The organism is Microbulbifer sp. MCCC 1A16149, from assembly GCF_050368945.1.
Classification (GTDB): Bacteria; Pseudomonadota; Gammaproteobacteria; order Pseudomonadales; family Cellvibrionaceae; genus Microbulbifer.
Map to the genome: position 1 here is coordinate 3,831,799 of NZ_CP185959.1, position 14,745 is coordinate 3,846,543.

Sequence of the window (14,745 nt, forward strand, 5' to 3'; positions counted from 1 at the left end):
TGATTACAGCAAAACATCGCCCCCGGAACTTTCGGTCGGGGGACTACTCGATGTTGATTCAGGCGGCCGCGGGTTGTGACAGTTCCCGAGACCGCCAGGCCGGTTCAGTACGGGCTCAGAAATTCACCCGCAGACCCAGCAATACTTCACGACCGGTACTGTTGTATTCACGCACCAGATCCAGGTTACCCAGGGGCCCGGTGGTATACAGGCGCTCGGTTTCGTTTGTGAGGTTGATCGCCTCCAGCGTAATCGTCGCGTAGTCCGTTACGTTGTAGAACGCGGACATATCCACACGGGTCGGGCCGGTTGTGCCGTGAGAAGCATTACCGTTAGAGCCGGTCTGATCGGTAACGTAATCGTCGCGACCGTTGACCATCACACGACCGCCAAACATATCGGTCTCGTAGTAAAGCCCGGCGTTGTAGCTGTTCTCGGAAAGTCCTTCCAGAGAGCCGCGAATACCGTTGCCGAAGTCAGCACGGGACTGCACGTGTGTGAAGTTGGCCAGCACACCGAAGTTGCTTGCCCAGCCCGGCAGGAAGCGCAATGGCTGCTGATAGGAAACCTCGTAACCGTTCAGGTCTGCACCCTCTCCGTTAACGGAAGTCGAGATATTCCAGCCGTTGTCATCCGGCTGCAGGGCATTGGGCTCGTACAGCGGGCTATTGGGATCATACTCCGGGCGAGCGGCGACGACCGCGCGAATATCCGCAGGCAGGTACTGGTTTTCCAGAGTTTCGCCGGTAGTGAAGCCGTCGATCTGCTTGTGGAAAACAGTCAGTGCCAGCACCGCTTCTTCCGCGAAGTACCATTCCAGCCCCAGGTCTGCTGAGTTCGCGCGAACAGGTTCCAGACCGGGGTTGCCAATACTGACGTTACCGTTAATCGGGGTTACGTTAACGGTACCGGCGAGGCTGCCGAGCCCTGGACGGGACATATTGCGTGCAACGCCGAGACGCAGCAGCAGGTCTTCCTGAAGCTCCCACACAAAGTTGGCGGAGGGCAGAATCTCGGTGTAGCTGCCTTCGCGTTCGGTAGCCGCAAAGCCGCCCTCGCCATCACTGGAAACGCCGCGCGAGGTCACTGTGGTATCTACTATGCGGACGCCGGTGTTGACGGTAAACGGCAGACCCAGCAGCTGGGTGTACACGTTGGCTTCAGCATAACCACCGAAAGATTCCTCTTCGATGTCGTAGGTGCTGGAATCATCCTGATCCAGCTCCCACTGACCGGCACCCCAGGCAGCTGCAGCCGAATCGTAGTCGGCAACCAGCCAGTTTCTCGGAAAGCCGGCCGGTGCATCGATACCATCGCCAAAGCCGTCCACCACGCTGCCGAGGGTAGTGGACAGATCTGCGGACACAACCTGCCCATTCAGGTCATTAACACCCACAGGATTCCAGCGCTGTGATTGCACCTCGCGACTGTTCCAGATCAGACCAGTCTTAACGTTCGAGCTCTCACCCTCAATGGTGAAATCCGCACGGAAAGTGTCGTTGTTGCGCTCAACAATATCGCGGCGCAGGGTCGGCCCGCTCCACACGTAGTTGGACGGATCGAGCACATCGAAGCCGTAACTCATCTCGGCGATTTCACTATCATTTAGGAATGAATAGGAAAAGCTGTGCCCCTCACTGGCGGTCTGGTTGAAACGCAGCTGATCTTCAGTGTGTTCAGATACGGCGTTGCCGTACATCACATCGAGCACCATGTTGTCGGCGAGATCGAACTTACCGGACAGCACGACCTGACGGAAATCGGTTTCGCTGAACTGACCACGGCTCTCGGAGCGCGGGGTAACGTTGTCAAATTCGCCCGCAACGATATAACGACCGGACGGATCCAGAGTAACGTTAGTCGGCACAATCTGATCGTAGGTGTTGCGGAATTGCGCAAAATAGTTGTATGACGTTACGTCCGCCTGCAGGTTGGAGGTCAGTACATCCAGCGAGAACTCCATATCATCGGTTGGGCGGAACTGCACGGAGCTGGTCAGACCCAGGCGCTCCTGCTCGCGGTTAAAGGAATCCATACGCGGCAGGCGCGGCGTCCACATATAATCGAGAGCGCTGTCCGCAGGAACCGCTTCGCCCGGATTATTGGCGCCGGGATTCGGTGTGCCGTTGATGACCACGTCAGAGTCACCATTGGCCCAGCTGCGGCCATTGGCCACGGGGCTGGTCCAGCGTACGGTACCGAAACCTTCCTGACGCACGGTGCGTTCGGAATAGGCGGCGCTGACCAGCACACCCAGCTTGTCGTCCATAAAGGTATTGCTGTACAGACCGGTCATACGGGGGTTGTTTTCCCCGGCAAAGCTGTCTGCCATCAGTTGACCGCTGAACGCCACCTGCTGCCCGGGATTGTCGAACGGGCGCGCTGTAGACAGTTCTACGGTCGATGCAAGACCGCCTTCTTCTACAGACGCGATCGGTGTCTTGTGAATGGTGATCTGGTTGAACAGTTCGGAAGCAAAGACGTTGAAGTCAAAATCACGGCCGCGGTTGACGCCACCGGAAGAATCGAGACCACCGGTACTGGAAGGCACTTCCATACCGTTCAGTGTGGTCCGTGAAAAGCCCGGGCCAAGACCGCGCACGGTAATGTTGCGACCTTCACCGCCTTCGCGGGAAATCGCTACACCGGGAACCCGCTGCAGGGATTCCGCCAGGTTCAGGTCGGGCATCTTGCCCATATCTTCCGCGATAATGCTGTCGGTATTGTTCGCACTATCGCGCTTGGTATCCAGCGCGCGCTCCAGGGACTGGCGGAAACCGGTAACCGAGATCTCCTCCAGCGCTTCACCCTGTGGCCCTTGCTGCTCCTGCGACTCGGCCTCTTCCTGCGCAAACGCAGGGGAGGCAATCGCCATTGCCAGTACAAGCGGTTTTATTGTGTAGTTGCTCATTACTAACGCTCCTTACTCTCTCTTCGTTTATTTTCTCCAGCTCAAGACGCCGTCTATTCGCTGATCTCCTAGTTTTACCTCATCAAATTCAAGATTGACCGCGTTCTCGATCACCAACGGGGTTTTCACCTGCTCGACATTGATCCCCCTGAATACGACATCTTTCAGCGGAGCGGCGTCAGGTGCGTGTACTTCCAGGAAAGTCCCTACTTCCTTGACCTGAATATTTTCAAATACGATCTCCCGGTAAATGGATGGAAAAAAGCCACCCAGTTCTCCCGGATAATTCAGTTGAAACCAGAACAGGTTCTCGAAAGATTCCACCTGCAGATTGCGCAGGTGGATATTTTCAACCAGGCCACCCCGGTCAAGATTCGCCTTGAAGCGGAATGCGGATACGCCCTTGCGCAACACGTTATCGGTAAAGAACACATCGCTAATACCACCGGACATCTCACTTCCAAGAGCAATGCCGTCTTCGCCACCCATATCATTGTGACGGACAACAATCCGGCGGCTAGGGATCCCGATTGTCCGGCCATCCAGGTCCCGCCCGGACTTCACAACCACGGAATCATCTCCGGTACGAAACCAGCTCTTTTCCACCAGTACATTGCTGCTCGATTCAATATCGATACCGTCGTTATTGAAAAAATGGCTCTCTACACGAATGCCGCGCACTGTTGCGTGGTCGGTGTAGACAAGGTGATTCACCCAGAATGGGGAATTGAGTGCGGTGAAATCCTCGAGCAAAACACGTTTGGCACCGAAAAACTGAACCAGCGGGGGACGGAGGAAGGTACCTTCTCCGAAGATTCGCTCCTCAACAGGAACTCCGCCAGCCCCCATCTTGCGCAGGCGCTGCATATCGACATTCTGTTTTGGGTGCCACTGTTTGAAAGTACTTCCGGCATTACCATCAATGGTACCGGTGCCGGTAATCGCCACATCTTCGACGCCGGCTGCGTATATCAGGGGAGAATAGGTATAAAGCTCGGTACCTTCCCAGCGGCTTTTGACTACGGGCAGGTAGTCGTCCGGGTCCGGAGAAAACTTCAGCACCGCGCCTTTGGCCAGATGCAACTCGATTTTACTGCGCAAGATCACTGGCCCGTGGCTCACCCACTCACCGCGTGGAATCACAATACGGCCACCACCAAGCTGCGCCGCAGCGGCAATCGCCTTGGCAATTGCAGGCCGTACATCGGTGTCAGGTGTTGCGCCAAATTCAAGAATTGACAGTTCCCGATCGGGAATAGAGGGAAGCTGGATACCCGCTACAATTTCTTCCGCGAGGCTCCAGTCAGAATCAGATTTTGCATAGGTTGACGGCGCTCCGAAGAAAATCAGCGCACACACAAGCAGGCCCCGCACAGGGCGGAGACGAGACATCATCGCGGTCATTGTTGCTCCCGGAGGAAATCTTATAAATTTATTAATCCGGGAGGCGTTGACCTCCCGGCCCTCTCACTCAACATCCTGAGAGGGAAGCAACTACAGTGTTAGCAATCCGCCAGAACCTCAGCGGATATAAAGAACTATTTACTCGTTCGAAGGCTTACCGATCGTAGCGAGAATACCGCCATCCACGTAAACAACCTGACCATTGACGAAATTACTCGCATCACTGGACAGGAATACCGCTGCACCTTGCAGGTCTTCCGGGTTACCCCAGCGACCAGCCGGGGTGCGGCCGATAATGAAATCGTTAAACGGGTGACCGTCCACACGGATCGGCGCAGTCTGGCTGGTGGCGAAGTAGCCCGGGCCAATCCCGTTGACCTGGATATTGTGACGCGCCCATTCGGTCGCCATATTCTGGGTCAGCATCTTCAGGCCGCCCTTGGATGCTGCGTAGGCAGACACACTGTCGCGACCCAGCTCACTCATCATGGAGCAGATGTTGATGATCTTGCCGGCACCGCGCTCGATCATGCGCCGGACCACCGGGCGGCTCATCACCATTACCCCGGTGAGGTTGGTTTCCAGCACCTTGTTCCACTCGGACAGTTCCATTTCCAGCAGCGGCACACGGCGGATGATACCGGCGTTATTGACCAGTACATCGATAGGTCCCTGCTCCTGTTCGATCACCGGCACCATTTCGTTCACTTCGTCTTCGTTGGTGACATTGAACAGATAGCCGTGGGCGTCGTAGCCTTTTTCACGCAGTTCGGAAACGGCGTTATCCAGCTTTTCCTGAGAGGAGTGACCGGTGATAACCAGTTTTGCACCCGCGTCGCCGAGACCCTGCGCCATGGCCATACCCAGGCCGTGGGTGGCGCCGGTTACCAGGGCGAGCTTTCCAGTTAAGTCAAACAGTGATTTGGACATATTCGTTCTCCGAATTCTGTAGGAGCTTGCCCTGCAAGCGAACCTGGCTTGCTGCGAGCTTCATATGTTCGCCTGCGAGGCAGGCTCCTACATGGAAATTTTTAGCAACTAGGATCAGCGCAACTCGTTGGGCTGCACAAAATCCATATCGTCGTAATCCAGGTTTTCTCCCGCCATTCCCCAGATAAAGGTGTAATTGGCGGTACCCACACCGGAGTGCAGAGACCAGGTGGGCGAGATCACCGCCTGCTCGTTGTGCATCCACAGTGTCCGGGTATGCTGTGGCGGGCCCATGAAATGACACACCGCTTGCCCCTCCGGCACATTGAAATACATGTAGGCTTCCATGCGGCGGCTGTGGGTATGTGCCGGCATGGTATTCCAAACGCTGCCTGGCGCCAGCTCGGTCATGCCCATCTGCAATTGGCAGGTCTGGATGACGCCGTTCACCAAAAGCTGGTTGATCACTCGCTGGTTGCAGGTTTCACTGGCGCCACGCTCCATTACATTGGCATCGGCCTTGCTTACTTTTACCGTTGGATAGGCACAGTGCGCCGGCGCGGAGTTTAAGTAGAACTTGGCGGGGTTGGATTTGTCCGCACTAGTCAGTTTCACCACCACGGAACCGCGTCCCACATAGAGGGCTTCCTTGTGGCCGATTTCGTGCACCTTGCCATCCACCTCCACGGTTCCGGAACCACCGATATTGATGAGTCCCAACTCGCGGCGCTCAAGAAAATACTCGGAGCGCAGGGCCTCCACGGTTTCCAACTGCACGGTTTCTTCCACCGGCATGATGCCACCCACGATCATGCGATCTACATGGGTGTAGGTGAGGCGCACCGTATCCGCTTCGAAAAGCTTCGGTACGAGGAACTCTTCACGCAGGCGGTCGGTATCGTAGTTGACATAGTCACTCGGGTGACTGGCGTAACGCTCTTCGAAATTGGTGGTCATATTTTTCCCCTGTTGTACATCTAGGTCGCAGGTGCCCACTGCACTGCTATGCGAAGGTTCTGGTGGCCGGCGCCCTTGAGCGAGACTGTCGAAAAGAGGGACCTTTTCGACAAGCCCCCATGGATGGGTTTACGGCGTGTCTCGCGCAAGGGCGCCGGTCAGCAGAACCGCCACAGCACCAGTAAACGGCACCGCGAACCTTCAGGTAAATTTTAAGATTCGGACTTCAACAGCTTGTACATCTCAACGCCGGAAGTAATAAACGGCGCAGTACCTTTGGGGTCGTCGTCGTAGATCGGCTCGCTCATGTAGTACTCGTAGCTACCGTCGCGGCCAAAGCCAAGGCCAGCCACCTGACACATATCGGTGATGCTGATGGTGCCGTCGGCGTGTACCTGAACAAACTCATCCAGCAGGCCCTGGTAGGCTTTTTTGGCGGTACCGAGGTACTTGTCCTTGGGCAGGTATCCCTGGTTCAGCGCCTTGGCATAGAAGTAGGTGAACATGGTGCTGGCAGTGGACTCGCGGTAGTTACCGCGCTCACCCGGCTTGTCGATAATCTGCCACCAGGTACCGGTTTCCGGATCCTGGTACTTTTCGATTACCGGTGCGATCTCGGCAATCATGTCCAGCAGGTACTGACGCTGTTCAGCGTTTTCTTCTGGAATAAAGTCCAGTACATCCACCAGCGCCATGGCCAACCAGCCCATACCGCGCGCCCAGTGGTAACCGGATAGACCGCTTTCCTTATCGGCCCAGACCTGCTGACGCTTTTCATCCCAGGCGTGGTAGAACAAGCCGGTCTCCGGATCTTTCAGTACTTCGTTGACCAGTTTGAACTCAGCCAGAACTTCGTCGACATTCGGCTGCTCGTGCATCAGCTGTTCGTAGTGGGCGAGGAACGGTATCCCCATGTAAACGCCGTCGAGCCATACCTGGTAGGGGTAGCGCTTCTTGTGCCAGAAGGCACCCGCAGAAGTGCGGGGATGATGCTCCAGCTGTTCGAACAGGGTATCGACCGCTTTCTTGTAGCTTTCGTCGTTGTTGCGCTCGTACATACGCAGCAGCATGGTGCCGGCGCGAATGCTGTCGATATTGTATTTGTCCTGTACGTAACCATTGATGGAGCCATCTTCATTGACGAAGGAACCCATCACAGTCTGCACCGCGTCGGCGTAGCGCGCATTCGGAGCCACCTGGTTCAGCTCATCGTAGGCCTGCATGACCATGCCGGTGGTGTACTCGAAGTAGGATGGACGCTTGCGGATATGGTCGTAACCGCCAAAGCGGTAATCCAGGGTTTTGCGTTCCAGCTCGGAATCCGCCAGGCGCTTGCTCCAGTCCAGCGCCACATCAGCAGATAAAGGTTTATCCGTTTCTGCTTCGCTCGCTGCGGTAGTCAGGCGCTGACGCAGGGGCATGGTGAGCTTTTCTGCTTCCTGCTCGAGGTAGGTTTCGAATTCGGCCTTGGTCGTAATCGGGCCGTGGCGGCTCTCGACTTCATTGGCCCAGGCGGCAACAAAATAGTACTGAACTTCTTTGTCGGCCGGCTTCAGAATGGCCACCTGGTTGTGCTCGTCGCTGGTGGTTTCCTTGATCGCCTTGCGCTTTGCCAGTACCGCCATACCCAGGTTGGCACCATCGAGGCTCTGCGGGCCGTAGGTACCAATATAGGTGTACGCGTGGCCGGTAATATCCATGTCACCAACAATCAGCTCGGTACCCTTGTGATTCACGATACCGGCAATCAGGTTGTCCAGCTCTGCGCTGGTTTTCGCATTCACTTCCACCAGGCGGCTGCCCGCGTGCATGGAAAGCTGCGCGCTCAGGTCAGTCTCGACACCGTCAACCGGCTTCCAGCCGAGGTAGTCGATCTTGAACGCGGAATACAGGTCGCCGTTTTCGGTGATTTCCGCGCGCCAGTCCTGCACGTCACTCACGCGAATGACTTTTTCCCCATCCCAGTAACCGTAACCGCCAACACCGACGGCACTGCCTACTTTCAGGATATCCATGCCCCAGTCGGCGGGCTCGTGGTAGGAGTCAAAACCATCCTGGCCCACACCCTGCAATACGGGCTCCTGGGTCGACTTGCCGAAAATATCGAAGCCGTTGCGCCAGTCCAGATACACACGGTAGCCGACCAGATCGGATTCAATACCTGGGCCTTCATAGCGGATATACCAGGAGTGGTCGGTGTGTTCTTTGGGGACTTCCAGGGTACTGACGTTCTGGAAGCTGCCGCCGAGATATTCGCGCTCCTTCCACTCACCGCCCACTTTGTGGGAGATTTCCGCCTGAGTGCGCTTGGCCACGGAATCTGCCGGCGCATCTGCTTCGGCGATGCGCAGCTTGAGGGTTTCATCGACGGCTACATCAACGGTGAAGATGATGCCGTCTTTGCTGCCATCGGCGTCTTTGTCGATGGCCTGCACGGGAATCTGTTCGGCCTGGTTCCACACCGCGATGGGTGAAGCAAAACCGGCTTTCAGTCCGAGTTCGTAGTAGCTGAGGTAAACCGCTTCGTCCAGGCGCGGGAAGGCCGAGGGGTTGGAAAGCTCGAGGGTTGCGATGGCGCTGGGCTTTTCCGCTTCTGCCGCGGGTGCGGCCGTTTCTTCCGGGGACTGAGCAGATTTTTCACCGCACGCGGTCAGGGTTGCCGCGGTCAACGCAAATGCGATGGCATTCAGGCCCAGTTTGCTTTTGGACTGGTCAAACAGTTTCACAGATGTCTCCACGAAGTCGGGTTTTATTCTGTTTTTCTGGCAATCAAATTTCGACTGCCGATAAATCGAAAAACGGCCGGGTGCGAATTCGAATCCTTGTGCCGGTGTTTCCACCGGCAGATCCCTGCACCCGGCCGCTTACTTCAGCTCTTAATCATCCTGTGAGATTAGAACTTGTACTGAGCACCTACGTAGTACTGACGACCAGTAGTGTGGTCAACCACGATACGACCAGAGCTATCGATCATCTGACGGTTCGCTTCGTTGGTGAGGTTGATACCTTCGAAGCTCAGTTTCCAGTTGTCGTTCAGGTTGTAGCTGGCTACGAAGTCCACGTTGCCGGTGCCTTCGGTGTACTCGGTGTCGTTACCGTTACGTACAGCAGCCGGAGACTGAGTCAGGTAGTCGCTACGCTTGGCGTAGGAAACGCGTGCACTCCAGTCTTCGTTTTCGTAGTAGACGGTCGCGTTGTAGGTATTTTTGGACATACCGGTCAGCACGTCGTACATCGGATCTTCTTTGGTGCCGTAGTTCATCTCGGAATCTACGTAGGTGTAGTTCAGGATGAGGCCGTAGTTGTCGAAGAACATCTGCTGGTACTGCAGCTCGATACCGCTCAGCTCACCGCCTTCGCCGTTAACGTTGCGGGAAACGTCCCAGATGCTGGTTTCATCATAGGTACCCTCATTAGCCAGTGCAGAGGCATCCAGGCCAGTTTCTGCCCAGCTGATGCCGGAATCGGTCTGGCGGGTAATGAAGGAATCGATATCCTTGTAGAAGTAGGCTGCTGCAAATACAGCTTCGTCAGAGAAGTACCACTCGTAGGACAAGTCATAGGCGCGAGCGCGGAACGGATCCAGTTTCGGGTTACCGTAGCTGATGCTGCCGTTGTACTGGTCAATCTTGCCGCCCGGAGTCAGGGTACCCAGTGATGGGCGCGCCATAACGTCGGCCACAGAGAAACGCACAACCATGTCTTCGTGGACGTCCAGTGCCAGGTTCAGAGACGGCAGGGTATCGTCGTACTCGTTCTCGGCAGTTACGCCAACGAGGTTACCGCCGATATCTGCGAGACCTGCAGATTCCACTTCGGTGGTTACCTGGCGCACACCCACGTTACCGCGCATTGGCAGACCGGCAACTTCAGAGTTCCAGTCCAGCTGCACGTAGTAGCCGAGGCTGTCTTCTTTCACGTTGCGGATATCTTGAGCACGCGGTGCCATACCAGCAGCAACTTCGTCCGCATAGGCGGCCAGAGTAGAGTCCACATCCGGGGAGAACCAGCGAACGCCGTTCATGCTGGTAACACTGCCTTCCAGCTCGGTGGCAGAGATACCGCTGAATTTCGGACCCGCACGCATTTCGGCAACGTCAAACTCGAAGCTCTTCTGTGACAGACCACCTTTCAGGCTCATGGTGTCGGTCAGATCAAATTCGAGGTTAAAGGCGGCGGTGTCAAAGCTGTTGTCAACAGTGTTCGGACGGTGACGCAGCTCTACAAACTCAAAGTTCGCCGGGTTGGAAGTATCGAAATCAGCGAAGTCGATGCTGCCACCAGAAGTTGTTGCGTTGTAGGTGAAGCTGTTCTGTACGTTGATCGCGTCGACGATAGCAGTGGTTTGCATCGGGTTGCTGTAGTTGGACTCGGAAGTGCCCCACAGCACGTCACCGCGCAGACGATCGGTAAAGTCATGCGATGCGCGAATGGAAACTTGGTCAAATGCAGTTTCCAGCTCATCGAAACGATGCTCTACACGCAGGTCGTAGTTATCGACGGTCATGGACGTGATGGTGCCGTTGCTGTCCATGGTGTAGTCGGTAACGTCGTATTCAGGGTAGTTCTTACCGTCTTTCAGGCTGACGGAAACAAACTCTTCTTCACGAGTAGCGTCGAATCTGGAAGTCAGGTAGTCCACCAGAATTTCGGTGCTGTCGGTCGGACGGAATTGCAGGGTACCGGTAAAGCCCTGACGCTCCTGCTCGTGGGTGAATTTGCCATAACGCGGAATACGCGGGAAGAAACCTTCGTTCAGCGCAGCCAGTTCACTGTCGTCCGCACAAGCAGAGCAGTTGGCAATTTCTTCACTGGCAGTCCAGCGCACAGTGGAGAAGCCCTGTTCGAGGATATTGCGGTCGGAGTAGGAGTAAGAAGCCATCCAGCCGAAGGTTTCGGCTTCGTTCTTGCCACCTACCAGGAAAGAGGTGCGCGGGTTCGCTTCTTGGGATTGGCTGTTATAGCCGTACTGCATATTGGCGGCGAAAGTGAAATCGTCAGCCATATCCAGCGGTCTGCCGGTGCCCAGGTCTACAGTGGCACCCAGTGAGCCTTCGTCCAGGTCCGCAGCCATGGTCTTGTGCACGGTCAGGTTGGAGAACAACTCAGAGGCAAAGGTGTTGAAGTCAAAGGTACGATCGCGGTTGGCACCACCGGAAGAGTCAGCGCCACCGGTAGTGGAGATGGCTTCCAGGCCATTGATGCGTACACGGGTAAACTGGGAACCCAGACCGCGCACCGCGATGTTACGACCTTCACCGGCATCGCGCGTGATGGCTACACCGGGAATACGCTGCAGGGATTCGGCCAGGTTGAGATCGGGGAAGTCCGCAATGTCTTCCGCCAGAATGGTGTCTTTACTACCGACGGCATCGCGCTTCTGATCCAGCGCTTTTGCCAAACTGGCGCGATAGCTGCCAGTTACGGTGATTTCTTCTAATGAAGCATCGCCAGAGGTATTTGCTTCTTGCGCAAAGGCCGGTACCGCAACAATGGCCATCGCAAGAGTGAGTGGTTTCAGCTCGAAGGTCTTCATGACTCTCATCTCCGCTTATCGTCTTTTATATTTGGTAAAACCTTTTTTGGTATTACCGCTTATTATCAAAGCATGCCGATATTCGCACACGGATTACCAACTGGCAACTTTTGGCAGACCAATTCCGCGATTATTCCGGCTTATTTTTCGTCGATTTGTAGAATAGCGCGCCAATCGGCGCAGAGCCAGCGCGCTTCAGCGGACGCTGGCCGTCTTAACGGGGGCTTTTCAGCCCCACCTGATCAGCTCGGTTTGAAGGCCTCGCCATTGATAGAGACATTGGACACGGTCAGACCAGTCACCTCTTCGATCACACCAAGCGAGGCAGCCTGGTCAATGCGGCTGTCGGAAATCTGCAGACCACGGATGGGGGCCCGCTCGAATCCGCGGATATGGAAGGCGCGGTTGGCCTCTTTGCAGATCAGGTTTTCGACCTGGATGTTGTACACATTCGGATCGAAGTCACCCTTGTCGCCCTCCTCGTAGTAGAAGTTGATCACGATGACGTCTTTCACCTGGCCGATGGTGAGATTGCGCACGTAGATATCGTGGATATTGCCGCCGCGCATGGCATTGGTCTTGATACGCAGGCCGCGTTCGAGATGCGGACTGCTCATCACACAGTCCTCCAGGAACACGTTGTGCACACCACCGGAAATCTCACTGCCGAGCACCAGGCCACCGTGACCATCGCGCATCTGGCAGTTCCGAACGATCACGTTTTCGGTGGGCACATTGACCCGGCGACCGTCGGCATTGCGGCCGGACTTGATGGCGATGCAGTCGTCGCCGTTATCGAACAGGCAGTCTTCGATCAGCACGTTCTTGCAGGATTCGGGGTCACAGCCATCGGAATTGGGACCATGGCTTCTTGTCGTCACTCCGCGCACAGTCAAACCTTCACACAGCACCGGATGAATCACCCAGAACGGGGAGTTCTCCAGGGTGACCCCTTCAATCAGCACATTGTTACATTCATAAAACTGCACCAGCGGCGGACGCAGGAAGGAGCCCTCGGCATAGTGACGGTCGGCTACGGGAACCCCGGCCTCCATCTCTTCCATTAACTTGGCGCGGGCCGGATGCTGGGTATCCCCTTCGTTGGAACTGTTATCGCACTTGCCGTTCTTGCCCTTCCACGGCCACCAGGTGTCGCAGTCGGCACCGCCATCAATCAGCCCGTTACCGGTGAGGGCGACGTTTTCGCACTTGTGGGCATAGATCAGCGGCGAGTAACCCATCATTTCCATCCCTTCCCAGCGGGTCTTGACCGCGGGCAGGTAGCGCTCTGGATCCGGGATAAAGTGGATTTCCGCCCCCTCTTCCACATGCAGCTCGGTATTGGAAACCAGGTGGATGGGACCGGTGCGGTATTTACCTGCCGGCACCACAATACGTCCACCGCCCGCCTTGCGACTGGCCTCAACGGCTGCGGCAAAGAACTCGCTGGCATCCTCGCCCTCGCCCTTGGCGCCGAGCTCTTTCAGATTGAAGTCGCGTGCGGGAATAGCCGGCAGCTTGATCGCGGAAAGGATCTTGGGCACCCGTGCCCAGGGGCCGTTGTACTGGGCTTTGGGCGGACGGCTCATGGCTACCGCATTGGGCAGCAAACCGGTGAAAGCTGGCACCGCGGCTGCGGCCGCCATGGATTGCAGGAATACTCGCCGGCTGAGTCCAGTCATAAATACCTCCCAAGGCTTATTGTTGTACTGGCTTATAGGGACAGAAATCATCGCCATGGCCCCACCCACACTTGCGGCAAGACCAGTCAAAAAAAATCTTGCCAATACTGTCATACCAATTTTTGAAGGGCAACAACCAGCCGGTCACACCGGCGGCGAAAATAGTACGCGGGTGCCTTAAAGATTCGATTGATGGCGATCAAAAAGAAGACACAAAAAAGCCGGCGCAGTGGCCGGCTTCAGGAAATGCAGAGCAATCAATTCGATCAGGGCAGGGCAAATCTCTGCCGGGCAGCGCTCATCTCGCGACGGGCCTGCTCGAGGGCCTCGGCTTCGGTGGCATCCAGCAACTGCTGTACCACACGCTGCAGGTGATCGCGCATGGCGTTGCGTGCGGCATCCGGGTCGCGAGCCTGAATCGCCTCGAGAATACGGCGGTGCTCCTCGATACGCGGCTTGGAACCAGCCTGACGCACCTTCTCCAGGATACGCGCGGAAACAGAAGAGTGGTTGCGCAGCTTCCACAGGTGCTCACACACAGACACCACAGCGTCGTTGTGCGTGCAGCGGGCAATATGCAGGTGGAATTTCTCGTCCGCCACTTCGGCAGAGGACTCAGACGCGTTTTCCGCAACCATTTCATCCAGGATAGTCGCGAGTTCCGCGACCTCTGCGTCACTCATCTCGCGCGCAGCGAGGCCAGCCGCCTCGCCCTCAAACATCATCCGCGCCTGTAGAATCTCGAACGCACCGATATCACTTTCACCGGCAGAAAAGGCGCTGGCTTCGGTGTCGGTCACGTAAACGCCGGAACCACCCTTCACTTCCACACATCCCGCCAACTCGAGGGCGATAATGGCTTCACGTACGGTGGGACGGCTTACCTCGAAACGCTCGGCGAGCTTGCGCTCTGCCGGCAAACGAGTACCGGCCGGGTAGTCACCGGCGGCAATGGCGGCAGCCAGTTTTTCGGCTACCTGTTGATAAAGTCTGGCACCCTGCATTGAGGTACTCTCCTGCATTTGTAACAGCATCTGTTCTTCTGTAATTCGCTATCGCATTCCGCGCTCAGGGGCCATGTAACCGAGCCATTCACTCGGACCAGACCACCGGGACCACCGCTCCTATCCGGCCCCACGCTACCCTCAGGGGTTCACGCAACCTGACCACATCCTGCTGACCAGTACCGACTATATATCAGCGCCAAACCGCGCTTCCTATATAGAGTTCCTATGCGAAAACCGATCGTGCAGTCTAACAGAACGGGTTTAACCACCACAACACGGAACTTGCCACGACAGTCTTACCAAATTCTACTAACCTTA

8 protein-coding genes are annotated in these 14,745 nt (G+C 56.2%); all 8 read right to left on the minus strand.

Going from position 1 to position 14,745, the window contains the following annotated elements; genetic code table 11:
- Nucleotides 1-115: 115 nt before the first annotated feature.
- The 8 genes from ACONT6_RS15790 to ACONT6_RS15825 all read right to left on the minus strand — a co-directional run bounded on the left by ACONT6_RS15790 (nucleotide 116) and on the right by ACONT6_RS15825 (nucleotide 14,424).
- Nucleotides 116-2,911, minus strand: coding sequence for a TonB-dependent receptor (locus ACONT6_RS15790; RefSeq protein WP_428819382.1), 2,796 nt, complete (start codon nucleotides 2,909-2,911; stop codon nucleotides 116-118).
- Nucleotides 2,912-2,938: 27 nt separating this feature from the next.
- A complete protein-coding gene (locus ACONT6_RS15795; protein ID WP_428819383.1) occupies nucleotides 2,939-4,315 on the minus strand; it encodes a glycoside hydrolase family 28 protein in 1,377 nt (458 codons plus the stop codon).
- Between the two features lie 138 nt (nucleotides 4,316-4,453).
- Nucleotides 4,454-5,245, minus strand: a complete 792-nt coding sequence (locus ACONT6_RS15800) for a gluconate 5-dehydrogenase (RefSeq protein ID WP_181255086.1) — start codon at nucleotides 5,243-5,245, stop codon at nucleotides 4,454-4,456.
- A 114-nt stretch (nucleotides 5,246-5,359) separates the two neighbouring features.
- Nucleotides 5,360-6,202, minus strand: coding sequence for a 5-dehydro-4-deoxy-D-glucuronate isomerase (gene kduI / locus ACONT6_RS15805; RefSeq protein ID WP_428819384.1), 843 nt, complete (start codon nucleotides 6,200-6,202; stop codon nucleotides 5,360-5,362).
- Nucleotides 6,203-6,414: 212 nt separating this feature from the next.
- Nucleotides 6,415-8,928, minus strand: a complete 2,514-nt coding sequence (locus ACONT6_RS15810) for a DUF4861 family protein (RefSeq protein ID WP_428819385.1) — start codon at nucleotides 8,926-8,928, stop codon at nucleotides 6,415-6,417.
- A 167-nt stretch (nucleotides 8,929-9,095) separates the two neighbouring features.
- The gene (locus tag ACONT6_RS15815) at nucleotides 9,096-11,738 is read right to left on the minus strand and encodes a TonB-dependent receptor (RefSeq protein WP_428819386.1); all 2,643 of its coding nucleotides are present in this window, start codon (nucleotides 11,736-11,738) and stop codon (nucleotides 9,096-9,098) included.
- 242 nt (nucleotides 11,739-11,980) lie between these two features.
- Entirely contained in the window at nucleotides 11,981-13,420 is a 1,440-nt protein-coding gene (locus ACONT6_RS15820) for a glycoside hydrolase family 28 protein (RefSeq protein ID WP_428819387.1), read from the minus strand.
- Nucleotides 13,421-13,686: 266 nt separating this feature from the next.
- Nucleotides 13,687-14,424 (minus strand): FadR/GntR family transcriptional regulator, encoded by a 738-nt coding sequence (locus ACONT6_RS15825; protein ID WP_428819388.1) that lies wholly within the window; start codon nucleotides 14,422-14,424, stop codon nucleotides 13,687-13,689.
- Between the last annotated feature and the right edge of the window lie 321 nt (nucleotides 14,425-14,745).

Excerpts from the sequence above, each read along its gene's own strand:
- kduI (WP_428819384.1), bottom strand. The coding sequence starts at position 6,202 with ATGACCACCAATTTCGAAGAGCGTTACGCCAGTCACCCGAGTGACTAT.
- ACONT6_RS15820 (WP_428819387.1), bottom strand. The coding sequence starts at position 13,420 with ATGACTGGACTCAGCCGGCGAGTATTCCTGCAATCCATGGCGGCCGCA.
- ACONT6_RS15790 (WP_428819382.1), bottom strand. The coding sequence starts at position 2,911 with ATGAGCAACTACACAATAAAACCGCTTGTACTGGCAATGGCGATTGCC.
- ACONT6_RS15800 (WP_181255086.1), bottom strand. The coding sequence starts at position 5,245 with ATGTCCAAATCACTGTTTGACTTAACTGGAAAGCTCGCCCTGGTAACC.
- ACONT6_RS15815 (WP_428819386.1), bottom strand. The coding sequence starts at position 11,738 with ATGAAGACCTTCGAGCTGAAACCACTCACTCTTGCGATGGCCATTGTT.
- ACONT6_RS15825 (WP_428819388.1), bottom strand. The coding sequence starts at position 14,424 with ATGCAGGGTGCCAGACTTTATCAACAGGTAGCCGAAAAACTGGCTGCC.
- ACONT6_RS15795 (WP_428819383.1), bottom strand. The coding sequence starts at position 4,315 with ATGACCGCGATGATGTCTCGTCTCCGCCCTGTGCGGGGCCTGCTTGTG.